The sequence below is a fragment of the Thermus altitudinis genome (assembly GCF_022760835.1).
In the GTDB taxonomy this organism is placed as follows: Bacteria; Deinococcota; Deinococci; order Deinococcales; family Thermaceae; genus Thermus; species Thermus altitudinis.
This window is the reverse complement of sequence record NZ_JAKTNQ010000003.1, coordinates 94,763-116,889: the sequence shown is the minus strand read 5'-3', so window position 1 is coordinate 116,889 and position 22,127 is coordinate 94,763. Positions and strand designations below refer to the sequence as shown.

The following is a 22,127-nucleotide window of genomic DNA, read 5'->3' as shown; positions in this document are numbered from 1 at the left end:
GGGTCAGGTGGTCGGCCACGGTCATGGACGAAGAATACAACAAGAAAGGGTATCAGAGGGCCCCGGTGGTCCTGGCCGGCCACTCCCTGGGGGCCAGCCTGGCTACCCTTTATGCCTGGGCCCATGGGGAAAGGCTCTCGGGCCTGGTGCTCCTGGATGGCGGCCTACCCGATACCCCTCTTTCCCCGGAAGCCTTCTGGGAGGGAACCTCTACCCCCTTCGGCCCCTTCCCGGGCCTTAGGGCCCTGCTTTCGGGCCAAGCGGACCCCGTCTTTAGACTCCCCTTTCTCTCCCCCAAGGACCTGGCCCTGGCGGAGGCCGAGGCCTTTGTGGCGGCCCAACGACCCTTGGAGGTGGTACCTTGGGGCCCTTACCGGGCCACCCGGGAGGCGCAGGCCCTCATCAAGGTGGACGACCACTATAGCCTCTTCCCCATCTTCAGCGTGAGCGTAGGCCGGGCCTGGGCCCGGGAGGGCCTGAGCCTCCTTGGCCTTCTCCAGGGGAGGTTGGTGCAGACGGTGCGGGGTCCCAGGGGAAGGGTGGTGGAGTGGCGGGACACCGGCGAGGCCACGGACCCCCGGGCCTTCTTGCGGTCCTATGCCCGCCCTCAGACAGGCTTTTCCGAGTGGTACTTCCCCTTCCGCCTCCTCTTGGAAACGGCGGGGTATCCCCACACGGGGCTAGGGCTTGTCCCCAAGGCCCTCCCCTACCCCATCCTGGCCCTAGGGGCGGGAAGGGGCCTGGTCCCTGACCCCCAGGGTTTTCGTCTGGAAAAGGTGCTCCCTGGCACCCAAGCCCAGGTGCGGGTGCTGGAGGGCCTGACCCACCTGGACATCCTTACGGAGCGGGAAGGCCGGACGGCACAGGCCATCCTGGCATATCTAAGCAGGCTAGGGCTTCTCTGAAGCCCAAATAGGCTAGGGCCAGCCGGGCGGCGCGCAGGCCGGAGAGGGCTGCGGCGGGGATCCCTTGCCCGGGAAACACCCCTTCCCCCACCCGGAAGGCGTTTTCCAAAACCCGCACCCGAGGGAACCGCCAGGGATGGGTTTGGGGATACCCGCCCACCCAGGCCCGGCCCACAAAGCGGCGGTAGGTAAGGGGAGTGGCGGCAAAGAGGAGCTCCGCCTCCCTCAACCCCGGCAAAAGGCCTTCCCCCAAGGAAAGGGCCCTCTCCTGCCAGAGGGCCTTCAGGCGTGCGTACTCCGGGGCGGAAACACCCAGCCAGGGGTCCAAGGGGGTGTGGAGGGAGAGGGAGAAGACCGTCTTCTTCCCCTCTGGGCGCAGGGACAGGAAAGCAAACGGCCTCTCCTTGGCGTTCTGCCGGTAGAAGGGCGGGTTGACCGCGAAGGGCAAGACCCCATAGACCACAAAAGCCCCCCAGGCGTCCCGGGGTACCGCCTCAGGTAGACCCAGAAGGGGCCTGGGGGGCACGTTCAGGAGGAAGACCTCCCCTTTCAACACCTCCCTTTCCCCTCGCCGCCGGCCTCCATAGGCCACCTCCGCACCCACCACCTTCCTCCCTTCCCGCAGGAGACGGAGGACCCGGGCCCGGTAGCGCACCTCTAAACCCTCCGCCAAGGCCTCCGCCACCTGGCCCACGCCCCCTGGCACCAGGGCGGGGCCTAGGTGGGGAAGATCCAGGGCCAGGGCCGCGTACAGGGCATAGGCGTCTTGGGATTGGGCGCTGATGAGAAGTTGGGCCTCGAGGAAACGCCGAAAACCAGGGATGCCGGGGGCCCGGGCGGAAGCCCGCCGCCACAGGTCAGGAAGAAGGGGGGCAAGACCCGGGAGGCGGCGGGCCAAGGGGAGAACCTCCTCCCTCTCTGGAGGCCAGGCCAGCCACGGGGACAGGGCCAAAAGCCTCCTCGCCCTGTCCTCCTGCCAATCCCAAAAGGGCAGGACCCTGGGGCCAAACGCCTCCTTCTGGGCACGCTTTTCCTCCTCACGGCCCACGGGGCGCACCACCCTGCCCTGAGGCAGGTGCACCTCCATGAGGGGGAAGCCTTGGGGCAAGGGCTTCACCGGCCAGCTGAGCCCCACGAGGCGGCCCACCACCTCTAGGGGGGCGCCGGGGGCCAGGCCGGAGAGCAAGGTGGCCCCCGCATCAAAGCGGTAGCCCTTGTGGTAAAAGCTTCCCGCCAGGCCACCTGGGTAGGTGTGGGCCTCCAGGACCACCACCTCGAGGCCCGCCTTCCTCAAGAGCCGCGCCGCCACCAGTCCCCCGATCCCTGCCCCCACCACCACCGCCCGCACGCCCCCTAGGCTATGGGGCTTTCCCCCAGGAGACCTTGGCGCAAGCTATAGAGGTAGCCGCCACCCAGTCCCTATGGCTACCCCCTAAACTGAGCCCATGACCCTTCTGGTGACAGGAGCCACCGGATACGTGGGGGGCCGGTTAGTCCCCCGTCTACTGGAAAGAGGGCACAGAGTTCGGGTACTGGTGCGCAATCCCCTTCGCCTCCAGGGCCGGCCCTGGGCAGAACAGGTAGAGGTGGTCCAAGGCGATCTGGCCAACCCCGAGGACGTACGCCGGGCCCTTTTAGGGGTGGATGCAGGCTACTACTTGGTGCACGCCATGCTTTCGGAAACGGACTTTGCCCAAGCCGAAGAAACACAGGCGCTGACCTTTGCGCGCCTGGCCAAAGAGCTCGGCGTGGGCCACGTGGTCTACCTAGGTGGCCTCCTGCCGCCCACTGGCACACCTTCCCACCACTTGCAAAGCCGGGCCAGGGTGGGGGAGATCCTACGAGCCCACCTCCCCACCACCGAGTTCCGCGCTGGCCCCATCGTGGGTTCGGGTTCTGCCAGCTTTGAGATGGTCCGTTACCTCACGGAGCGCCTCCCGGTGATGGTGGCACCTCGCTGGATTCTGAACCCCGTGTCCCCCATCGCCATACGGGACGTCCTTTCTTATTTGCTCTTGGCCTTAGAGCGGGGACCCCAGGGAGTGGTGGAAGTCGGGGCCCCAGCCCTTAGTTTTAAAGGCATGATGGAAACCTACGCCGAGGTACGGGGCCTTAAACGCCTTATCCTACCCGTGCCCGTACTGGCCCCAAAACTAGCGGCCCTTTGGGTGGGTTTGGTCACCCCGATCCCCAACCGCCTAGCCCTACCCTTGGTGGAGGGGATTCTGCATCCCTTGGTGGCCGATACCCGCAAGGCCCAAGAAATCTTTCCCGAGGTTAAGCCCCTTTCTTACCGCGAAGCAGTGCAGCTGGCCCTGCGCCGCACGGCGTTGGGGGAGGTAGAAACCCGCTGGTCCGGCGCTCTGCACGGAAAGGAACACCTTTTGGAAGACCGGGAAGGCCTCATCCGGGAAGTTCGCGTCCTTACCACGAAAGCCAGTCCAGAGCTCCTTTTCCGGGTATTTACAGGACTTGGCGGAGAAAGGGGCTGGCTGGTCTGGAACTGGGCTTGGCACCTGAGGGGAGCAGTGGACCGGCTCCTCGGAGGACCTGGCTTACGCCGAGGACGCCGCCATCCCCAGGTTCTTTTACCCGGAGATGCGGTGGATTTCTGGAGGGTAGAGGCCGTGGAGCCCCCGCGGCTCCTCCGTCTAAGAGCCGAGATGCGCCTTCCCGGAAGGGCTTGGCTGGAGTGGCAAGCCCTGGGGGAGAGGAATGGAGGCCGCTTGGTCCAAACCGCCTACTTTGAGCCCCATGGCCTTACCGGCTTCCTATACTGGTGGGCTCTTTACCCTATCCACGCCCGCATCTTCAGCGATCTGGCACGGGCGATTGTGCACGAGGCGGAAACCGTCTCAGCCAAGCCTCCATGGTGAGGGTATGGGGCAGGGTAAGGGCGTAGACCGCCGCCATATAGGCGGCCAGAGGATCCTGGAAACGGGGATATAGGGCCCAGGCCAGGAGAAGTCCCCCAAAGGTGGCCCCATAGACCCCAAGCCACTCCCAACCCCGTACGCCCACCAGACGGAGGCTATCCCAGCTATGCTGGAGGAGGAAGTATCCCGCGAGAAGGGCGTAGGGATGGGCAAAAAAGGCCAGTGCCGCAAGGAGCAAGGTATCGGCCACCTGGGGCCAAGGGGGTCTCTCCCTAAAGGACCATAGGGCCAGGAGGACCCAAAGGACCACGGCCAAAGCCGGGGGAAGGAGGAAACCTCCCGCAAAGGCGTGAAGGAAGGGAAGGATATCCTCGCGGTGAAAGGCAAAGGGGAAAAGGAGCACCGTGCCCGCACGCCAGTAGCCCAGGGGCCCCTTTCCCTCCACCCGCCCCCAGTGGAGGAGAGCCAGGACCAAAAAGGCCACCAAGCCCAGGGGGGGAAAGAGGAGGAGGGACCCAAGGGCTAGCCCGGCAAGGGAGAGATAAAGGACCAAAAAACCACCGAGGGGCCAGCCCAGCCTAAGGGCCACTAGAATGTCCGCCCCCCCATGGGGAAGGCCAAGCACCAAGGCGGAGGCAAGGAGTAGGCCAAGGGCCCATTCTTCGGGCAGAAAGACCAGGGGGAGGAGCAACCCTGTGCGCATTTTTCACCTCCTCTCCCATTGCACCTCTTCCCAGGAGACAGGGTGTGGGCAGCCAAACAGTTCTTGTACAAGTGTTGTCTAGGGAAAGGTCGCATTAGGGGCAGGGTGCTCTCCTATAAGTGAGACCTCCCGGGTGGGTGGGCCCAGAAAGGAGGAAAAAGATGGTTCAGCCGGATCTCTCTTACGGACAGTACTGGTTGGTCTTCAACACCCTCTCTCTGACCATCGCGGCGATGGGGGCAGCGGCGGTGTTCTTCATCCTGGCCCGAAGCTATGTGGCCCCCAAGTACCACATCGCCCTGTACCTTTCCACCCTGATCTGCCTCATCGCCGGCTACCACTACCTGCGCATCTTTGACAGCTGGGTAGGAGCTTACCAGTTGGTGGACGGCGTCTACAAGTTCAGCGGAAAGCCCTTCAACGACTTTTACCGCTACGCCGACTGGCTGCTCACGGTACCCCTGCTCCTCCTAGAGCTAATCCTGGTGCTCGGGCTTTCCGCCGCCCGCACCTGGAACCTGGGGCTTAAGCTGGTGGTGGCCTCCGTGCTCATGCTGGGCCTAGGGTATGTGGGCGAGGTCAACACGGAACCCGGTCCCAGGACCCTCTGGGGAGCCCTCTCCTCCATCCCCTTCTTCTATATCCTTTACGTGCTCTGGGTGGAGCTATCCCAGGCCATCAGGGAAGGGCAGTATGGGCCAAGGACACTGGAGCTTCTCAGCGCCACCCGTTTGGTCCTCCTGATGTCCTGGGGCTTCTACCCCATCGCCTATGCCCTGGGAACCTGGTTGCCGGGCGGGGCAGGCCAGGAGGTGGCCATCCAGGTGGGCTACAGCCTAGCGGACCTTACGGCCAAGCCCATCTACGGCCTTTTGGTCTACGCCATCGCTCGCTCCAAGAGCCTCGAGGAGGGCTTCACAGCCGAGGCCAAGGCAGCCTAGGGTATGGGCCCCATCCACCTGGGAGGGCCCATGGCCCTTTTTTCTTTGGGCCACAGAGGCCTACTTGGAAAGGAGGTAGGGTGGTGCCATGCGCATCCTCATCCTGGGCGCCACGGGCGGGCTGGGCTCAGGCCTCGCCCAGGCCCTTCAGGGCCACGAGCTTCTCCTATCGGGCCGGAAGGCCCGGGAACTCCAGGCCTTGGCGGAAAGGGTAGGGGGAAAGGCCTTACCCGCAGACCTTACCGATGAGCTCGAGGCCCAGGCCCTGTTGGCGGAGGCAGGGGAGCTGGACATGCTCCTCCATGCCGTGGGCCTTGCGGCCAGGAGCCCGGTACGCGACACGGGGCGTGACCTCCTTGAACGCATGCTGCAAACCCATTTCCTCTCCGCTGCCTTCTTGCTAAAACACGCCCGGTTTCGGCAGGGGGGGAGGGCGGTGTTCTTCGGCGCCTATCCCACCTACGTCCAGGTGCCTGGCTTTGCCGCCTACGCCGCCGCCAAAGGGGCTATGGAGTGGTATCTGGAAGCGGCGCGAAAGGAGCTCAGACGGGAAGGGGTGCGGCTGGTCTTGGTCCGGCTTCCCGCGGTGGCCACAGGGCTTTGGGCTCCCCTGGGAGGTCCGCCCAAAGGGGCCCTTACCCCAGAAGAGGCCGCCCAAAAAGTGGTGGAAGGGGTGCTGAGGGAGCCACCCCCCGAGGTTCTGGAGGTATAGCCCATGGCCACCTATCGCGCCTTCTTCTACCCCATGCGGCTGGCCCTCCTTTGCGTGGGGGAGAACTTCATGCCCCTGGCCTGGTGGACCCCTGTTTCCAAGGAACCCTTCCGCATCCTCTTTGCCATGGACCGGGGAAACCACACCCTAACCCTCCTGAGGGAACTGGGGGAAGCGGCCCTTTCCTTCCTCCCTTGGGAGGAGCGGGAATGGGTGGTGCGATCCGGCTACCTTTCCGGCCGCAAGGTACGGAAGGCGGAAAGGCTTGGGGTAGCTTTACGCAAGGCCAGGAACCTGGCCCACACCTGGGTGCCGGAAAAAGCCTTGGCCACCTTTGAGCTGCAGGTGGCGGAATGGCCCCTGGAAGGGGATCACGCCCTCTTCCTAGGGGACGTGGTCCACGTGGAGGGTAGCCCCAGGGCCAAGCAGAGGCCCATCCTCTTCCTAGGGTTTCGGGACTACGCCACCATAGGGGAAACCTGGAGGTTCAGGCCATGAGGCGGCTTATTCCCTTTCTCCTCCCCCTTCTCACCCTGGCCCAGGCCCCCTACCAGGTCACGGGGGAGGTTCGCTACCGGGGATACTACCCTTTGGGAAGTTGGGAAGGGAAAAACCCCACGGCCCGGGGCGTGGTGCTTTGGGATGGGGATAAGGCCTCAGGCCAGGTCTGCCTGGAACAGAAGGCCTGGGATTCCGGCAATGGGGAGAGGGACAAGAAGGCCAAGGAAATCCTCAAGGCGGAGGCTTTTCCCCAGGCCTGCCTCTACCCAAAACGGGCTTACTATCAAGGAGCGCGCTTCCTCGTGGAAGGGGACTTGGAAATGGCCGGCAGGAGGCTTCCCGTGCGCCTGGAGGGGGTGCTGGAGGGAAGCCCTGAGAACGGGACCTTCCGCGGAGGTTTTCGCACCCGCTTCTCCGAGTGGGGGTTGGAAAGGCCCCGTCTTCTCTTCCTGGAGGTCCGGGACGAGGTGGAAGTCTCCTTATGGGCCCAGGTAAGGCGATGATAGGCCTCGGCTACCCTTGCGAGAACCTAACCCTCAGGGCCAGCACCAACCACACCCTGCGCCTGGCCTCCTTGGAGGAAGCCCAGGTACGGACCAAGGTGGCGGCGAACTTAAAGGACCTAGAGAGGATTCTGCGCTGGAACCACCAAGAGGGCTTCCGCCTGTTCCGCATAGGACAGCACCTCATCCCCTTTGCCTCCCATCCTCGCTTTCCCTACGACTGGGAAAGGGTTCATGGGGAGGAGCTCGCCCGGCTGGGAAGCTTGGCCAAGGCCCTAGTCCAGCGCCTTTCCCTGCACCCTGGCCAGTACGTGAATCCCGGAAGTCCAAGCCCCGAGGTGGTGGCCCGCTCCTTGGCGGAACTCCGCTACTCGGCCAAGGTCCTAGACCTCCTCCAGGCCCAAGACGGGGTACTGGTCCTCCACCTAGGCGGAGCCTATGGGGACCCTGAGGCCACCTTGCGCCGCTTTGTGGAGAACCTCAAGGGGGAAAGCGAAATCCTCCGCTTCCTGGCCTTGGAGAACGACGAGCGCCTTTGGAGCGTGGAGGACGTCCTGAAGGCGGCCGAGGCCCTGGGGGTACCGGTGGTGGTGGACACCCTGCACCACGCCCTAAATCCGGGGCAGCTTTCCCTGGAGGAGGGGCTGAGGCTAGCCTTCGCCACCTGGAAGGGGACGCCCAAGGTTCACCTCTCCAGCCAGGACCCCCAAAGGCGCCCGGGAGCCCACGCCTTTCAGGTGCAGGAGGAGGACTGGCAAAGGCTCCTCCAAGCCCTTCCCCGGCCCGCCCACGTGATGGTGGAGGCCAAGGGCAAGGAGAAGGGTCTGCCCCTTGGGGCCCTGGCCCTCCTCCGGGCAACCCCTATGCCGGGCCCCGCAACCAACCCCTTTTGACCGCATACCGTAGGAGGTCGCTTCGGCTTTTCAGCCCCAGCTTCTCCATGCCTCGCTCTCGGTAGGTGGCCACGGTTTTCTCTGAGATGCCGAGTTGCTCCGCTACCTCTTTATGGGAAAGCCCCTGGGCCAGGAGGCGGAGCACCTCCTCCTCTCGGGGAGAAAGGGCTCCCTCCTCCTCCTCCTTCCGCACCATCTCCATGGCCAGGCGCATGGCCAGGCTGGGGTTAAGGTACCGCTCCCCCCGGGCCACGGCCAACACGGCATCCAAAAGCTCCTTATCTACCGCCGCCTTGCTCACATACCCGTAGCCCCCCGCCTGTAGGAATCCCCGCACATACTCCAGGTCCTCGTGCATGGAAAGAGCGAGAAGCTTGAGCTGGGGCAAACGTTGATGCATCGTTCTGCAGAGCTCAATGCCCGTGCAGTCGGGAAGGGAGACATCCAAAATGGCCACATCCGCCTCCACCCCTTCCAAAAGGGCCAAAGCTTCTTGTCCCGTACTGGCCTCCCCCACTACACGGATGGGCCCTCGAGCCTCCAAAAGATGGCGGATGCCTGAACGCACCAGCGCGTGGTCCTCCACCAGCACCACCCGGATCACGCCGCCACCTCCAAGGGAAGCCGTACCTGGATGCGGGTACCCTCCCCGGGGGCGCTTTCCAGAATCAGCCTACCCCCCACCAGTTCCACCCGCTCCCGCATGCCCAGTAAGCCCTGATGGCCGAGGCCCACCGCCTTGGGGTCAAAACCCTTCCCCTCATCCTCCACAAACACGCGGACCTCCCCGCCCATCTCCAACACCCCCACCGCTGCCTTGGGGCTTCCAGAGTGGCGGGCCACGTTGGTGAGGGCCTCCTGCACCACCCGATAGATGACGATCTCCAGCTCCTGGGATAAGGGCCTACGCAAGTGGAAGGAAAGGTCCACCTCAATACCCGTGCGCTCGCTAAACTCCCGGACATACCGGCGCAAGGCTGCCTCGAGGCCCAGGTGGTCCAAAACGCTGGGCCTGAGGTCCAGGGCCAGCCGCCGCACCTCAGCCAGAGTATAACGGGCCAGCTCCTTTAAAGCCGATGCCTTTTCCCCCGCGAGCCCCTCCAGGCCCAGGATAATCCCCGTCAGGGCCTGGCCCACCTCGTCGTGCAGTTCCCGGGCGATACGCTTCCGCTCCTCCTCCTGGGTTCTCAGCCAGGCCCGCAAAAGCTCAGCCCGCTGCCTATCCTTCTCCTCCAAAAGCTCATACAGGCGGGCATTCTCCAAAGCGGTGGCAAGGGGACCCGAAAGGGCAGTCAGAAGACCCTGCAGCCAAGGCTCCACCTGGGGGCTTCCATAGAGGATCAATGCTCCTCTGGGAGGCACCGGCACCGCCAAAGCGCCCCTTGTACCCACCACCTGCCCCCGCCGCAAGGCCTCCTCCGCCAAACCCCCGGCCTCGCCCGCGGGGCAGGCCTCCGGGCGGCCCCGGCTCCTCAGCACCCTCCCCTCCAGCCAAAACTCCCCGCAGGTGAAGGCCAACTCCCGCACCAAAAGGGAAAGGACCCGGTCCACCAGCTCCTCCACCCGAAGGGCATGGCTTTCCGCCAGGATCCGGTTGAGGAGGGTGAGTTCCCGTTGCCGCCTTTTTACCTCCTCAACCATACGGTTCAAGGCCCGGCCCAGAAGGCCCAGTTCCCCCTTGGGCTCAGGAAAACGGACCCACTCCCCCTGGCCCAAACGGGCCGCGCCTTCCGCCATCTGGTAAAGGGGCTCGAGGGTCCGGGTGAGGAGGAAGTACCCCAGGCCCACCCCCAGGCCCACCGCCCATAAAAGACCAAAAAAGCCCGTCCGCACAACCCGCCCCACCTGCTCCCACAAGGGAGCCTGGTACAACCCCAGGCGCACCCAACCGGCCTCACCCCCCTGGACAGGAGCCTCCGATTGATAGACCACCTCCCCCCCTAACCTCAATACCCCTTCACCGCCCACTTGGGCCAAGGCTTCGGGAACCCCATCCTTAAAGGTGTGGGCCACCACCCTTCCCTGAGAGTCCAGGACATAGGCGTAAGCGAAACCTGGGTACTGCTCCTGGAGAAAGTGGAGCCTTTTCTGAACCTCGAGGGCGTCACCTTGCAGCAAAACGTCTGTTATCAAGGTGGCCAGATTCCAGGCCCCGAGGCGCACCTCCTGGCGAAGCGCCTTCTCTCCTTCGGCATACAGGAAAGCCCCTCCCCCCAGGATGAGAACCCCCCCGGTGGCCGTGGCGGCCAAGAGCACAGTGAGTAGGAGCTGAACGCTAAGCCTCATGGCAAAACCCCTTTGGCCCTTGGGTTTACGGCTCGGTTGCGACGGGCCTCCACCTTGTAAAAACCCGTAAGGCCCAAAGCCTGATCCCAACCCTGCGGGAAAACCCGGTACGGCTCTGGTTGCGTAGGTGACCGCATCCCCGCCACCGCCCCGCCCACCTCCGCCTCCTGAAGGTTAGGGTATAAGGCCAGGTTCGGGGGCCCGTGCAACCCAACAGGAAACAAGCCCAAACCAGGCTGGCCTCACTACCCCCAAGATAGTGAGCCCCCGGGAGTATAGATGTCCCCAGGACTGTCGGAAACCCACCCGACAGAGTTGTCCGTCCATACCCCGCTACCTGGCCCAACTCATCCGCCTTAGCGTAAGGGCGAGAGGAGGTGGAGGATGGATAAGGAAATGCGAGCAGGACCGGACGCTTCCCTGGAGCGGCGGCGTTTTTTGGCCAAGATGGCCAGCGCTGTCTTCGCCTCCATGGTGGCACCCGGCCTAGCCCAAGGTCTTCCCCAGGCCCCAACCACACCCCTTACACCCGAAGAGGAGGACGTCCTTCTTCGCATGCAAAAGGAGCTGGAGCGGGCCCTCAAAAACCCCAACCGCCGCTGGGGGATGGTTATAGACCTGCGGAAATGCGTGGGCTGCCACGCCTGCACGGTGAGCTGTATGGCAGAAAACCGCTTGCCGCCAGGGGTGGTCTACCGGCCAGTGAGCGAGGAAGAGATCGGCACCTTCCCCAACGTCACCTACCGCTTTGTGCCCCAACCTTGCATGCAGTGCGATGAGCCCCCTTGCGTTCCCGCATGCCCCTACAACGCCACCTGGAAGCGGAAGGACGGCATCGTGGAGATCGATTATGAGCTTTGCGTAGGGTGCGAAAAATGCATCCCCGCCTGCCCATACGACTCCCGCCATAAGGACGACGGTTACTATTGGACGGAAAACACCCCGGGCCAAGGCCAGATGCCCTACGAGGAGCTACCCGTATACGAGTGGGGGAAGAAGGTCAACCGGGATGACGAGGCCGGCCCCATGGACAAGGTGCGCAAGTGCCACTTCTGCCTGCACCGCATCGAGCGGGGCCTTCTACCCCAGTGCGTGGTCACGTGTATCGGCCGGGCCACCTACTTTGGGGACCTCGAGGACCCTTCCTCCTTGGTCTCCGAACTTATCAGAAAACCCAACGTGATGCGCCTAAAGGAAGAAGCGGGCACCAAACCCCGCGTCTACTACCTGGTTTAGGAGGTGAGCATGGAAAAGCTTTCCCGGCGCGAGCTTTTGAAACTTTCCAGCGCAGGCGCCCTGCTGGGACCTGTGGGCCTGGCGCTGCAGGAGCAAAGCGCCCAAGGCATGGAGGCCTACGAGATCCAACTTCCAGAAAACACCATCTACTCTACCTGCCTCCAGTGCAACACCGGCTGCCCCATCAAGGTGAAGCTCTACGAGGGCGTGGCCAGCAAGATTGACGGCAACCCCCTCTCCCCTTGGACCTTCCGCCCCCATTTGCCCCTCAACACCGATATCCACACCCTGGCCAAGGTGGATGGAGCCCTCTGCCCCAAGGGCCAGGCAGGCATCCAAACCACCTACGATCCTTACCGGATCCGCAAGGTGCTCAAACGGGCAGGCCCCAGGGGAAGCGGCAAGTGGGAAGAGATTCCCTTCCACCAAGCGGTTAAGGAAATCGTGGAAGGTGGGAAACTTTTTGCCCACCTGGGGGATGACCGGGTCTACCCTGGCCTTAAGGACCTCTGGGCCCTCAGGGACCCGGAGATCATGAAGCAGATGGCCCAGGCGGTGAGGGCCATTTGGGCGGAAAAGGATCGGGAGAAGAAGAAGGCCCTGGTGGAGAAGTTCAAGGAGGACTTCAAGGAGCATCTCCACACCCTCATTGACCCCGATCACCCCGACCTCGGCCCCAAGAACAACCAGGTGGTCTTCGCCTGGGGCCGGCTCAAGGCAGGCCGCTCGGACTTCATCCGCTGGTTCTTCTCGCAAAGCTTCGGTACCGTAAACCTCCACGGCCACACCACCGTCTGCCAGGGCTCCTTGTACTTCACCGGCAAGGCCATGAGCGAACAACCCACCTTTGATACCACCGGGAAGCTTTCCTGGTCGGGTGGGGCCAAGTTCTACTGGCAGGCGGACCTGTCCAAGGCCCGCTTCGTGGTGTTCGTGGGAGCCAACGTCTTTGAGGGAAACTATGGCCCTCCCCTAAGGGTGGGCTGGATCACGGAACGGACCAGCAAGGGGGAACTGGAATACGCCATCGTGGACCCGTGGGCGCAAAAGGCGGTAAAGGGTGCCAGCCGCTGGATCGCTCCTAAACCCGGCCACGACGCCGCCATCGCCATGGGGGTGATCCGGCTCCTGATGGAGTGGGGCAAGATAGACCGCAAGTTCCTCTCCGCTGCCAATAGGGCCGCGGCCAAGGCCATGGGTGAAAGCAGCTGGACCAACGCCACCTGGCTGGTGAAACTCAAAGACGGCAAGCCAGAAAGGCTTCTTAGGGCCAGCGACCTGGGCCTTGCCAAGCCTAAGGCCAAGGTGGGGGATAAGGAGGTGGAGCTGGACGCTCCTGTGGTCCTGCAGGAGGGCCGGCCCGTGGCCTTCAACCCCAACGACGAGGGCCAGCCGGTCTTTGGCGACCTCTGGGTGAACACCACCTTGAACGGCATTCCGGTGAAGAGCGCCCTCGAGCTGATCAAAGAGGAAGCCTTCCGCCACCAGGTGAGGACCTGGGCAGCCTTCGCCGGGGTACAGGAGGAGGACATCCGCTTCCTGGCAGAAAAACTTGCCCAATATGGCAAGAAGGCCGTAGTGGACGTCCACCGAGGGGCCAGCCAGCACACCAACGGCTTCTACAACGCCCTGGCTTGGTTCACGGTGAACGCCCTCCTGGGCAACATCGACCACCAAGGCGGGTTTGTCCAGGCCAGCACCTACGACATCACCGGGGGCAGGGCGGGCGGTCCCTTCCCCATGGGCAAGCTTCATCCCAAGCCCCTCTCTCCCTTTGGCATTAGCCTCATCCGCCATGAGGTCAAGTATGAGGACACCACCCTCTTTGCGGGCTTCCCCGCCAAGCGGCCCTGGTATCCCCATGCCTCCGACGTCTACCAGGAAATCCTGCCCTCCGCAGCCCAAGGCTACCCCTATCCGGTGAAGATCCTCTTCCACTACATGGGCTCTCCCGCCTACGCCCTCCCCGGGGGTAGCGAGCAAATCCAGGCCATGCTGGACCCGGACAAGATCCCCCTCATCGTGGCCTTTGACATCGTGGTGGGGGACACCTACCTCTTCGCCGACTACATCATCCCCGACCTCTCCTACCTGGAACGCTGGGAGTTCCACGGGAGCCACCCCTCCATCATCTGGAAGGTGCAGCCCGTGCGGCAGCCCGCCATCGCCCCCATTCCCGAGGAAGTGGAAGTCTTCGGGGAAAAGATGCCCATCTCCCTGGAAAGCTTCCTCATGGCCTTGGCGGAGCACCTAGGCTTGCCCGGTTTTGGGGAAAAGGGGTTCGCCAATGGCATGCCCTTCACCCACCCCGACCACTTCTACCTGAAGCTGGCCGCCAATCTGGCCTTTGGGGAGAAAGCGGATGGGTCCGATGCCCTTCCTGAGGCCAGTGAGGAGGAGCTCGAGGTCTTCCGCCAAGCCCGCCGCCACCTTCCCCCCACGGTCTTTGCTGAGGAACGCTGGCGCAAGGCCATCGGCGACGAGAGCCTCTTCCGCCGCACCGTCTACCTCCTGAACCGGGGCGGGCGCTTCCAGGAGTTCCACAAGGCCTACGCCCCGGGCGATCTGGTGGCCAACCGTTACGGAAAACAGGTCAACCTCTTCCTGGAAAAGCAGGCCCTATCCCTCCACCCCATGACGGGGAAGCCCTACTGGCCCTTGCCCGCTTACTTCCTCCCCTACCAGGATGTCTTGGGCAACCAGCTCCGCGACCCTGGATATGGCCTGACCCTCCTCACCCACAGGAACATCCTCCAGACCAAGAGCCGTACCATCAGCAACTACTGGCTCCTGGCCATCAAACCCGAGAACGAGATCCTGGTCAACGCCCAGGATGCGGCACGCCTTGGCCTACGGGATGGCCAGTTGGTCAAGGTAGTTTCCGCCACCAACCCCAAAGGGGAATGGGATCTGGGGCCTTTCGGCAAGAAGCCTATGGTGGGGAAGGTCAAGGTGGTGCAGGGGCTTAGGCCCGGTTGCGTGGCCTTCCCCTTAGGCTTTGGCCACTGGGCGTATGGCGCCAGCGACATCGTGATCAACGGCCAGGTGGTGAAAGGAGACCCCAGGCGGGCCAAGGGCATTCACGCCAACGCCGCCATGCGCCTGGACCCCTACCTCAAGGACATGGCCCTCACCGACGTGGTGGGAGGGAGCGTGGTCTTCTACGAAACGCGGGTTAACCTGATTCCCGTCTAGGAATGTCCCCCGGGGTTGCTCCCGGGGGACATCCTTCCTGGGCCACTTAGGATAACCTTTAAGGAGGTGAAGGATGATACCCGCCTTTAGAAGCGCAAACACCACAACCCAATGGGCTTTGGAGTTCATCCGCCTGGTCATGCTCCTCCTATGCCTGGTGGGATGGGTGATGTATCCGGTGGAGCTTCTGCTTCTGGACCACTGGACGGAAAGTTGGCAGAGCAAGATCCCTTTCTTTGTCGCTATCCCCGGCTTTGTCTTCACCCTGTGGATGCTCTTTGACCGTAGTACTCCCTGGGTGCGCTGGGCCTTCATCCTTACCATGTGGGCCTCGGTGTTCACAGGGGTCTTGGGGGCCTACTTTCACCTGCTTTGGAACTTTGAAGGCGAGGTGGCTTGGAACTTTGAAGCCGCCATGCAAGCCATGGCAGGAAGCCGCCCGGTGCTGGCGGCCATGGCCTTCACCCATATGGGGGTGACCGGGCTTCTGGCCATTTACCGGGCCAGGTAGGAGGGGGATATGGTAGAAGCCTTGATCAAAGCCAAAACCGAGGAGGAAAGGCTTCTGGAGTTTCTTCGCTCCGCCTTTCTTCTCATCGCCATGGTGGGTTTTGTCTTCTACGGCATGGAGCACTGGGTTTTGGACCACTGGACGGATAGCTGGCAGAGCCGAATTCCCTTCTTTGTTTCCCTGGTGGGATTTCCCCTGACCCTTCTCATGTTCCTCCACCGGGGCAAGTGGGTGCGCTATCCCTTCCTGCTTTGGATGCTGGTGAGCGTGCTCACCGGGGCCGTAGGGGCTTACTACCACCTGGTTTGGAACGCCCAGGATGCCGAGGTAAGCCTCTGGAGCCTTTCCGGTTTCCTCGAGGCCTTCAAGGGAAGCCGGCCGGTTTTAGCAGCTTTGGCCCATACCCACGTGGGCGCGGTAGCCTTCGTGGTGGGGATCACCATAAAGGACTAAGGAGGTGATGGGAAGATGAGACGATGGATCTGGCTTTTGGTGTTGGCCCTAGGCGTGGCGGGAGCCCAGGCTCCCAAGGTGGATGGAAGGATTGCAAGCGGGGAGTACGCCAAAACCTATAAGCACGAGAAAAGCGGCATTACCCTCTACTGGAGCGTCGTAGGGGATACCCTCTACCTGGCCCTCGAGGGCAAGAGCAAGGGCTGGATTGGCATCGGCTTCTTGTCGGAAAAGACCGACAAGAAGAAGGGGGGCGACCAATACATTTTCTACATGGACGGGGGCAAGCTGGTGGCCCTGGATATGTACCAGACCAAGCGGACAGGAGCCCCTGTAGCCGACGAAAAAGAGGGCGGTAAAAACTCCATCCTGGCCGCTGCGGCCACCTATGAGAACGATACCTGGGTGGTGGAGTTCAGCCGCAAGCTGAAGACTGGAGAGGCCACGGACGTGGAGATCGTACCCGGCAGGAAGATGTTGGTCATGTTGGCCTACGCCGGGAAGATGGACCCCAAGGAGGAGCACAAGAAGACGGAGCGCTGGTACCTGGAGGACTTCGCCTTCTAAGGGCTTCCGTGTTGCGGGCCTGGAAGAGGATTCCAGGCCCCTTACGTTTGGCCCGGATCATATACCCTTGACTTTTATAGGCTCATGGGTACCATGAATAGCATGAACCGCGCCCAACCCACCCAGCCCCTGTACCTGGGCCTTTTTCTCCTACCCGCCCTAGGCCTTTCCTACGCCGTTTGGCTGGCCTCCGGCTCTAGGCTGGTCCTGGCCTTCTGGGTAGCCATTCTCCTAGGCCTAGCCCTCTTCCACGCCAAGTTCGGCTTCGCCTCGGGGTTCCGCCGCTTCCTCCTCACAGGGGAAAGCAGGTTATTACGGGCCCACTTCCTCCTCTTTGCCCTCACAAGCCTCCTCTTCTTCCCCTTCCTGGTTCGGGGGGAGGCCTTTGGCCAGGCGGTACAGGGCTTCCTGGTACCCTTGGGGGTGGCCCTGGCGGTGGGGGCCTTTCTCTTTGGCATCGGTATGCAGTTGGGGGATGGCTGCGCCTCCGGTACCCTCTACCACACGGGAAGCGGGGACACGCGTGGCATCTTGGTTCTCCTGGGCTTTATGGTGGGCTCTTTGCTGGGGGTCTACCAGCTTCCCTACTGGCAGGGCCTGCCCGCCTGGAACCCAGGTAGCGCCCTCACCTGGTTTCCCTCCCCCTACATGGGCCTTTTCCTCTGGATCGGCCTTTTGGCCTTCCTCTACCTCCTGGTTTCCTGGGTGGAAAAAAGGCGCACGGGCCAGGTGGTACCCCTTTGGCAGAGGGAAGCCACCCACCCCCTCTTCGGCCCCTGGGGCCTGGTGGGAGGTGCGGCGGTTCTAGCCCTGGGGAGCCTCCTCATCCTCCTCCTTTTGGGCCGACCCTGGGGGGTAACGGCGGCCTTCGCCCTTTGGGGGGGAAAGCTCGCCCAAGGATTGGGTATACCGGTTCTGGACTGGGCCCTTTTCCACAACCCGGCCTTCGCCGAGAAGCTCCAGCAGAGCATCCTTCAGGACCCCACCAGCGTCACCAACTTCGGGATCTTCCTGGGGGCTTTCCTGGGAGCGGCCTTGGGTGGAACCTTTAGGCTTCGGGACCTTCGCCAGGTGCCCTGGACCACCCACCTGGGGGTGTTCCTGGGCGGGGTACTTATGGGCTACGGGGCCCGGCTGGCCGGGGGTTGCAACATCGGGGCCTACCTGGGGGGCACAGCCTCCTTCAGCCTCCACGGTCCCCTCTGGGGCCTCTTCGCCCTCCTGGGCACGGCCCTTGGGGTACGGATACGCCCCGCCTGCCGCTTGGAAAACGAGGCTAGGAGGGAAGGGCTCCCGAGCACCTGAGGTAGGTGGGTAAGACCTCCTCCAGGGCCTTGGGGGCCGGAAGGAGGTCCCTTAAGGCCTCGGGAAAGGGGGCGGTGTTCCCCTCCTTCAGCATCAGGTACTGGTCCCGGGTGAGGGGGGCAAAAGGCAGGCGGGATAGAAGGGGTACGGCTAGGTCCGTAAGCCACAGGGGTACGGAAAGGAAGGGCTTTTTCCGCCCCAGAATCCCCTGGCAAAGCTCCAGGAGCTCGCGGAAGGTGTACTCCTTCGGCCCCACCAGGTCAAAGGTGCCCTCGAGGACCCTTTCCAAGGCCTGGGCGAAGGCCTCGGCCACATCCCCCACGTACACGGGGCGGAAGGGGAAGCGGCCATCCCCAATCAGGGGCACAAAGGGCCAGGGCCCACAGATGAGGCCCCTAAGCACCTGGCCGAAGAACTCATCCCCTGGACCGAAGATCAGGCTCGGGCGGAAGATGGCGTAGCTTAGGCCGCTTTCCCGCACCAGCTCCTCCGCCTCGGCCTTGGTTTCGTAGTAGCGGCTACCCGTCCCCCGCCTGGCCCCTAGGGCCGACATGTGGAGAACCCGCTTCACCCCAGCTCGCTCTAGACCTTGCAGGAGGTTCCTTACCCCCTCCACATGAACCTGGTGGAAGGTCTGGCCCCTTTCCCGGATGATCCCCGCCAGGTAGATGCCGGCCTCCACCCCTCCCAGGTCCGGCACCTCCCGGGTGATGTCCCCCGGGAGGTGGACCGCCCCCGGGGGAAGGTGCCGGGGGGTGCGGGAGAGGACCAGGGGGGTATGGCCCCTTTGCAGGAGGAGGGCCACCAGGTGGCGGCCCACAAACCCTGTACCCCCCACCACCAGGACCCGCATCTAGGCCGCCTCGAGGACCCCCTGGGCCTCCCTTTCCAGGGCCTGCAGGTTTAGGAGGTAGACCTTGCGATACGCGGTGGTGATGAGCCCCTCGTAACGCAGGTCCGAAAGGATCTTGGAAACGGACTCCCGCGTGGAGGCGGTGGCATCGGCGATCTCCTCGTGGGAAGCGGTCACGTACAGGCCCTGCTCATCGCGGAAGGAGGCTGGGGTATCCGCCAAAAAGAGAAGGTAGCGGGCAATGCGGGCCCTGAGCTCCCCCGACTGTAGGTGGGCCTCGTAGGCCTGTACCCGCCGCATCTGCCGGGCCAGGTTGCGGGCTACTTGGTGGAGGGCCTCGTGGTTCATCCCCTTGGGATCCAACCCCTCCACCACGGCCTCCGTCATGGCCTCCGCGGCGTATCGGTAACGCTTGCCTTCCAGGGCCTCCTCGCCAAAGTAGTCCCCGGGAAGGACGTGCCGCAAGGTGAGGGTGCGCCCATCGGGAAGAAGCTCCACAATGCGCACCAGCCCCGACTGCAGACGGTACAGGGTGTCCGCCCGATCCCCGGCCAAAAACACCGTCTCCTTACGATTGAACCGCTTCATGCTGCCTCCTCCAACACCTGGGGCAAGGCCTCCAGGTCCTGCACATACCGGGCTCCAAGCCGTTTAGCCTCCTCGGGATTCGCTCCCGGCCCGCCCAGCAAAACCAGGGGGGCCAAATCCTCGAGGGCTCCCTCGGGAAGGGACTTAAGGGTCTCCGGAAGCAGGCACGAAAGCACCACCGCCTGCGCCCTAAGCTCTTGCGCCAGACCCTTGAGGTCAGGGAGGGGGGTATCGGGCCCCAAGTACAGGGCGGGAAATCCCCGCCGCCTGAGGTGGTAAGCCGCCAACATGGCCCCCAGCTCGTGCCGCTCCCCCGGGGGCGTGGTGACCAAAAGGGGTGCGCCCCGGGGATACCCCGCCAGGTCCAAAAGCTCCTGGAGCCTAGAGCGGAGGAACTGGGTGGCCAGGTGCTCCTGGGCCACGTTCACCTCCCCCCGGTGCCAACCCTCCCCCACCTCCTTAAGCACGGGCACCAGGAGGCCCCGCAAGGCCCCTTCCGGCCCCAGGAGCTTGACTCCCCGGCGAAAAAGGGCCTCGGCCCGGGAGAGGTCCGCCTGCAAAAGGGCGTTAAGGAGCTCCTGGGGAAGCCCCTCAGGTCTGGACTCCTGGGCCAGGTAGCGCCGGATGGCCGCCTGGGGAGAGGCCCCCTCCTCCAGCCAGCGGCGGATCAGCAAAAGGGCCTCCACCTCCTCTGGCCGGTACAGGCGGTGGCCGCCCGGGGTCCTTTCCGGCTTGGGGAAGCCGTACCGCCTCTCCCACTGCCGCAGCACCTCGGCGGAAAGGCCAGTCATGGCTTCCACTTGGGCAATGGTGTATACCCCAGCTTGGGTCATGACCCCAGCTTAGCGGGTCGTCCAAGTTCTGTCAAGGCTATGTACAATAGGGGAGTGTGGCAGGGACAAAAGTCTTTCCCTCCTTGTAGAAGGATGATAAAAAAGTTATGAAACCCGATTGGAAGGCCCTGGCCCGTATCCTCCGCCGCCACTCCGCCACCTTCTACTGGGGAAGCCTCCTCTTTCCCAAGGAGGAGCGCAAGGGGGCGTGGGCCGTCTACGCCGCCTGCCGCTTGGGGGATGAAGCCGTGGACGGGCCCAACGCTGGGGAGGAGGCCCTGGAAGCCTGGTGGCAGGGGGTGGAACGCGCCTTTTCGGGAACCCCCCAGGAGGAATGGGAAAGGGGGTTAGCCTGGGCTTTAGCCCGCTGGCCCATACCCAAGGAGGCCTTTGAACACATGCGGGAAGGCTTCCGCCTAGACCTCGGGCCCGTGCGCCTAAAAACCGAGGAGGAACTCCTGCGCTACTGTTACCAGGTGGCGGGAACCGTGGGCCGGATGATGGCCCCCATCGCTGGCGGTGGCAAGGAGGTGGAGGAAAGGGCCATCCTCTTGGGGCAGGCCATGCAGCTCACCAACATCCTCCGGGATGTGGGGGAAGATCTGGGGCGGGACCGGATCTACCTTCCGGCAGAACTCCTGGAGCGCTTTGGCGTATCCCTGGGCCACTTGGAGGAGGGCCGGATCACACCCGAGTACCAAAACCTCATGGCCTACCTGGAAAGCCAGGCCCGCCTCCTCTACCAGGAGGGGCTTAAGGGCCTTTCCGGCCTTCGGGTGGGCAAGGGAGCCGTAGCCCTCGCCGCCTTGCAGTACCAGGCCATTCTGGACAAGCTAAGGCTTTCCGGATACGACAACCTGCGCCAAAGGGCCCATCTGAAGCCTTGGGAAAGGCTTTGGCTTCTACCCCAGGCCTTCAGGATGTCGCAAAAAGCGTCCCTGGCCACGGAACTCTGACCCAAGGAAGGGTAGCCTCCTCCCATGTACCTGGTTTGGCACCGAGGGGATCTGCGGCTCGCCGACCACCCCGCCCTCCTGGAAGCCCTATCCCAGGGACCGGTGGTAGGCCTGGTGGTCCTGGACCCCAATAACCTAAAGACCACGCCCCGGCGCCGGGCCTGGTTCCTGGAAAACGTCCGCGCCCTCAGGGAGGGGTACCACCGGCGTGGGGGAAGCCTATGGGTGGTCCAGGGTTACCCTTGGGAAAGGGTGCCGGAGATTGCCCGCCGCCTTCGGGCCAAAGGGGTGTACGCCCTGAAGGCCTACACCCCTTACGGGCGGTACCGGGACGCCCGGGTGCGGGAGGCCCTTTCCATTCCCCTTCACCTCCTCCCTGCCCCCCATCTGATCCCTCCTGACCTCCCCCGGCCCTACCGGGTCTACACCCCCTTTAGCCGCCACTTCCCGGGGGTGGAGCCCCCCTTGCCGGCCCCCGAGGCCTTACCCCCGGCTTTGGAGGAAGGGGAAATCCCCCAGGAAGACCCCGGCCTCCCCCTGCCCGAGCCCGGTGAGGAGGCGGCTTGGGGAAGGCTGCGCCATTTCCTGGAGGGAGGGTTACCTGCGTACCACCTGAGGCGGGACCGGCTGGATGGGGAGGGGGGCTCGAGGCTCTCCCCCTACTTCACCCTAGGGGTCCTCTCCCCCCGACAAGCCGCTTGGGAAGCGCTAAAACGGGACGGGGAAGGGGCAAGGAAATGGGTTTCTGAACTCCTTTGGCGGGACTTTTCCTACCACCTCCTCTACCACTTTCCCAAGATGCAGGAAGAACCCCTAGACCCCAGGTTCGCCCACCTCCCTTGGCGGGAGGACGAGGAGCTTTTCCAAGCTTGGCTCTGGGGCAAGACCGGCGTGCCCCTGGTGGACGCCGCCATGCGGGAGCTCTGGGCCACGGGCTTCCTCTCCAACCGGGCGCGGATGTGCGTGGCCCAGTTCGCCGTGAAGTACCTTCTCCTCCCCTGGAAGCGGGCGGAGCGAGCCTTCAAAGACCTCCTTCTGGACGGGGACACCCCGCAAAACCTCCAGGGTTGGCAGTGGGCAGGGGGCCTAGGGGTGGACGCCGCCCCCTACTTCCGGGTTTTCAACCTGGTGGAGCAGGGCAAGCGCCACGACCCAGAGGGCCTTTGGCTCAGGCGCTTTGCCCCTGAGTACCCCTCCTACGAGCCCCAAGACCCCGTGGTAGACCTAGCGGAGGCCCGAAGGCGTTACCTGGCCCTCGTCCAGGGGCGGCTACGGTAGCGGGGGCCACAGGCCCCCTGGCCCTCATGGGC

22 protein-coding genes are annotated in these 22,127 nt (G+C 63.8%); 15 read left to right on the top strand and 7 right to left on the bottom strand.

Annotated features, from left to right (window positions below; all coding sequences use genetic code 11):
- Window positions 1–905, top strand: a 905-nt coding sequence (locus tag L0D16_RS02355) for an alpha/beta fold hydrolase (protein WP_243029749.1), incomplete at its 5' end; no start/stop codon positions are given.
- Here the strand turns inward: L0D16_RS02355 and L0D16_RS02350 are convergent.
- Window positions 838–2,253 (bottom strand): phytoene desaturase family protein, encoded by a 1,416-nt coding sequence (locus tag L0D16_RS02350; protein WP_243029747.1) that lies wholly within the window; start codon window positions 2,251–2,253, stop codon window positions 838–840. The two genes, L0D16_RS02355 and L0D16_RS02350, sit on opposite strands and share 68 nt — an antisense overlap.
- Before the next feature lie 97 nt (window positions 2,254–2,350).
- Between L0D16_RS02350 and L0D16_RS02345 the strand changes: the two genes are divergently transcribed.
- Window positions 2,351–3,781 (top strand): SDR family oxidoreductase, encoded by a 1,431-nt coding sequence (locus L0D16_RS02345; protein ID WP_243029745.1) that lies wholly within the window; start codon window positions 2,351–2,353, stop codon window positions 3,779–3,781.
- Here the strand turns inward: L0D16_RS02345 and L0D16_RS02340 are convergent.
- On the bottom strand, window positions 3,717–4,484 hold the full coding sequence (locus L0D16_RS02340) for a Brp/Blh family beta-carotene 15,15'-dioxygenase (protein ID WP_243029743.1): 768 nt from the start codon (window positions 4,482–4,484) through the stop codon (window positions 3,717–3,719). The genes L0D16_RS02345 and L0D16_RS02340 overlap by 65 nt on opposite strands.
- A gap of 161 nt (window positions 4,485–4,645) precedes the next feature.
- Here L0D16_RS02340 and L0D16_RS02335 point away from each other — a divergent pair, with 161 nt between their 5' ends.
- From L0D16_RS02335 to uvsE, 5 genes are all read left to right on the top strand, one after another.
- A complete protein-coding gene (locus tag L0D16_RS02335; RefSeq protein WP_243029741.1) occupies window positions 4,646–5,425 on the top strand; it encodes a bacteriorhodopsin in 780 nt (259 codons plus the stop codon).
- A gap of 88 nt (window positions 5,426–5,513) precedes the next feature.
- Window positions 5,514–6,137: an SDR family NAD(P)-dependent oxidoreductase gene (locus tag L0D16_RS02330; protein WP_243029739.1), complete on the top strand. Its 624-nt coding sequence runs from the start codon at window positions 5,514–5,516 to the stop codon at window positions 6,135–6,137.
- A gap of 3 nt (window positions 6,138–6,140) precedes the next feature.
- Window positions 6,141–6,635 (top strand): flavin reductase family protein, encoded by a 495-nt coding sequence (locus L0D16_RS02325; RefSeq protein WP_243029737.1) that lies wholly within the window; start codon window positions 6,141–6,143, stop codon window positions 6,633–6,635.
- On the top strand, window positions 6,632–7,141 hold the full coding sequence (locus L0D16_RS02320; RefSeq protein WP_243029735.1) for a YceI family protein: 510 nt from the start codon (window positions 6,632–6,634) through the stop codon (window positions 7,139–7,141). Before L0D16_RS02325 ends, L0D16_RS02320 begins: the two co-directional genes overlap by 4 nt.
- Entirely contained in the window at window positions 7,138–8,034 is an 897-nt protein-coding gene (uvsE, locus tag L0D16_RS02315; protein ID WP_243029733.1) for a UV DNA damage repair endonuclease UvsE, read from the top strand. Before L0D16_RS02320 ends, uvsE begins: the two co-directional genes overlap by 4 nt.
- Here uvsE and L0D16_RS02310 read toward each other — a convergent pair.
- Complete coding sequence (locus L0D16_RS02310) at window positions 8,003–8,638, bottom strand: response regulator (protein WP_243029732.1); 636 nt, start codon at window positions 8,636–8,638, stop codon at window positions 8,003–8,005. The two genes, uvsE and L0D16_RS02310, sit on opposite strands and share 32 nt — an antisense overlap.
- Complete coding sequence (locus tag L0D16_RS02305; protein WP_243029730.1) at window positions 8,635–10,320, bottom strand: histidine kinase; 1,686 nt, start codon at window positions 10,318–10,320, stop codon at window positions 8,635–8,637. The genes L0D16_RS02310 and L0D16_RS02305 overlap by 4 nt, the downstream gene beginning before the upstream one ends.
- Before the next feature lie 384 nt (window positions 10,321–10,704).
- Here L0D16_RS02305 and L0D16_RS02300 point away from each other — a divergent pair, with 384 nt between their 5' ends.
- The 6 genes from L0D16_RS02300 to L0D16_RS02275 all read left to right on the top strand — a co-directional run bounded on the left by L0D16_RS02300 (window position 10,705) and on the right by L0D16_RS02275 (window position 17,587).
- Window positions 10,705–11,556 carry a 4Fe-4S dicluster domain-containing protein gene (locus L0D16_RS02300; RefSeq protein ID WP_243029728.1) on the top strand — a complete coding sequence of 284 codons (852 nt, stop codon included), beginning with the start codon at window positions 10,705–10,707 and terminating at the stop codon, window positions 11,554–11,556.
- 9 nt (window positions 11,557–11,565) lie between these two features.
- Window positions 11,566–14,751: a molybdopterin-dependent oxidoreductase gene (locus tag L0D16_RS02295; RefSeq protein WP_243029726.1), complete on the top strand. Its 3,186-nt coding sequence runs from the start codon at window positions 11,566–11,568 to the stop codon at window positions 14,749–14,751.
- A gap of 73 nt (window positions 14,752–14,824) precedes the next feature.
- Window positions 14,825–15,262 (top strand): hypothetical protein, encoded by a 438-nt coding sequence (locus L0D16_RS02290; protein ID WP_243029724.1) that lies wholly within the window; start codon window positions 14,825–14,827, stop codon window positions 15,260–15,262.
- 9 nt (window positions 15,263–15,271) lie between these two features.
- Window positions 15,272–15,715: a hypothetical protein gene (locus tag L0D16_RS02285; protein WP_243029723.1), complete on the top strand. Its 444-nt coding sequence runs from the start codon at window positions 15,272–15,274 to the stop codon at window positions 15,713–15,715.
- 15 nt (window positions 15,716–15,730) lie between these two features.
- Entirely contained in the window at window positions 15,731–16,282 is a 552-nt protein-coding gene (locus tag L0D16_RS02280; RefSeq protein WP_243029721.1) for a DOMON domain-containing protein, read from the top strand.
- Window positions 16,283–16,384: 102 nt separating this feature from the next.
- Window positions 16,385–17,587, top strand: coding sequence for a YeeE/YedE family protein (locus tag L0D16_RS02275; protein WP_243029720.1), 1,203 nt, complete (start codon window positions 16,385–16,387; stop codon window positions 17,585–17,587).
- On the opposite strand, the gene L0D16_RS02270 is transcribed toward L0D16_RS02275, so the two are convergent.
- From L0D16_RS02270 to carH, 3 genes are read right to left on the bottom strand one after another with little or no spacing between them, the layout of a single operon-like run.
- Window positions 17,559–18,440, bottom strand: coding sequence for a complex I NDUFA9 subunit family protein (locus L0D16_RS02270; protein WP_243029718.1), 882 nt, complete (start codon window positions 18,438–18,440; stop codon window positions 17,559–17,561). The genes L0D16_RS02275 and L0D16_RS02270 overlap by 29 nt on opposite strands.
- Complete coding sequence (gene ldrP, locus L0D16_RS02265) at window positions 18,441–19,028, bottom strand: transcriptional regulator LdrP (RefSeq protein WP_243029717.1); 588 nt, start codon at window positions 19,026–19,028, stop codon at window positions 18,441–18,443.
- Window positions 19,025–19,861, bottom strand: a complete 837-nt coding sequence (gene carH / locus L0D16_RS02260; RefSeq protein ID WP_243029715.1) for an HTH-type transcriptional repressor CarH — start codon at window positions 19,859–19,861, stop codon at window positions 19,025–19,027. The genes ldrP and carH overlap by 4 nt, the downstream gene beginning before the upstream one ends.
- A 107-nt stretch (window positions 19,862–19,968) precedes the next feature.
- On the opposite strand from carH, the gene L0D16_RS02255 reads away from it, so the two are divergent.
- Together L0D16_RS02255 and L0D16_RS02250 are read left to right on the top strand one after the other, a co-directional pair.
- A complete protein-coding gene (locus tag L0D16_RS02255; protein ID WP_243029713.1) occupies window positions 19,969–20,817 on the top strand; it encodes a phytoene/squalene synthase family protein in 849 nt (282 codons plus the stop codon).
- Window positions 20,818–20,841: 24 nt separating this feature from the next.
- Window positions 20,842–22,095 carry a cryptochrome/photolyase family protein gene (locus tag L0D16_RS02250; RefSeq protein ID WP_243029711.1) on the top strand — a complete coding sequence of 418 codons (1,254 nt, stop codon included), beginning with the start codon at window positions 20,842–20,844 and terminating at the stop codon, window positions 22,093–22,095.
- Window positions 22,096–22,127: the final 32 nt, after the last annotated feature.

Coding starts and splice junctions, on each gene's coding strand:
- L0D16_RS02255 (WP_243029713.1), top strand. CDS start 19,969: ATGAAACCCGATTGGAAGGCCCTGGCCCGTATCCTCCGCCGCCACTCC.
- L0D16_RS02280 (WP_243029721.1), top strand. CDS start 15,731: ATGAGACGATGGATCTGGCTTTTGGTGTTGGCCCTAGGCGTGGCGGGA.
- L0D16_RS02270 (WP_243029718.1), bottom strand. CDS start 18,440: ATGCGGGTCCTGGTGGTGGGGGGTACAGGGTTTGTGGGCCGCCACCTG.
- L0D16_RS02300 (WP_243029728.1), top strand. CDS start 10,705: ATGGATAAGGAAATGCGAGCAGGACCGGACGCTTCCCTGGAGCGGCGG.
- L0D16_RS02290 (WP_243029724.1), top strand. CDS start 14,825: ATGATACCCGCCTTTAGAAGCGCAAACACCACAACCCAATGGGCTTTG.
- L0D16_RS02250 (WP_243029711.1), top strand. CDS start 20,842: ATGTACCTGGTTTGGCACCGAGGGGATCTGCGGCTCGCCGACCACCCC.
- L0D16_RS02330 (WP_243029739.1), top strand. CDS start 5,514: ATGCGCATCCTCATCCTGGGCGCCACGGGCGGGCTGGGCTCAGGCCTC.
- L0D16_RS02320 (WP_243029735.1), top strand. CDS start 6,632: ATGAGGCGGCTTATTCCCTTTCTCCTCCCCCTTCTCACCCTGGCCCAG.
- L0D16_RS02295 (WP_243029726.1), top strand. CDS start 11,566: ATGGAAAAGCTTTCCCGGCGCGAGCTTTTGAAACTTTCCAGCGCAGGC.
- L0D16_RS02285 (WP_243029723.1), top strand. CDS start 15,272: ATGGTAGAAGCCTTGATCAAAGCCAAAACCGAGGAGGAAAGGCTTCTG.
- ldrP (WP_243029717.1), bottom strand. CDS start 19,028: ATGAAGCGGTTCAATCGTAAGGAGACGGTGTTTTTGGCCGGGGATCGG.
- L0D16_RS02325 (WP_243029737.1), top strand. CDS start 6,141: ATGGCCACCTATCGCGCCTTCTTCTACCCCATGCGGCTGGCCCTCCTT.
- L0D16_RS02335 (WP_243029741.1), top strand. CDS start 4,646: ATGGTTCAGCCGGATCTCTCTTACGGACAGTACTGGTTGGTCTTCAAC.
- L0D16_RS02340 (WP_243029743.1), bottom strand. CDS start 4,484: ATGCGCACAGGGTTGCTCCTCCCCCTGGTCTTTCTGCCCGAAGAATGG.
- uvsE (WP_243029733.1), top strand. CDS start 7,138: ATGATAGGCCTCGGCTACCCTTGCGAGAACCTAACCCTCAGGGCCAGC.
- L0D16_RS02345 (WP_243029745.1), top strand. CDS start 2,351: ATGACCCTTCTGGTGACAGGAGCCACCGGATACGTGGGGGGCCGGTTA.
- L0D16_RS02305 (WP_243029730.1), bottom strand. CDS start 10,320: ATGAGGCTTAGCGTTCAGCTCCTACTCACTGTGCTCTTGGCCGCCACG.
- carH (WP_243029715.1), bottom strand. CDS start 19,861: ATGACCCAAGCTGGGGTATACACCATTGCCCAAGTGGAAGCCATGACT.
- L0D16_RS02275 (WP_243029720.1), top strand. CDS start 16,385: ATGAACCGCGCCCAACCCACCCAGCCCCTGTACCTGGGCCTTTTTCTC.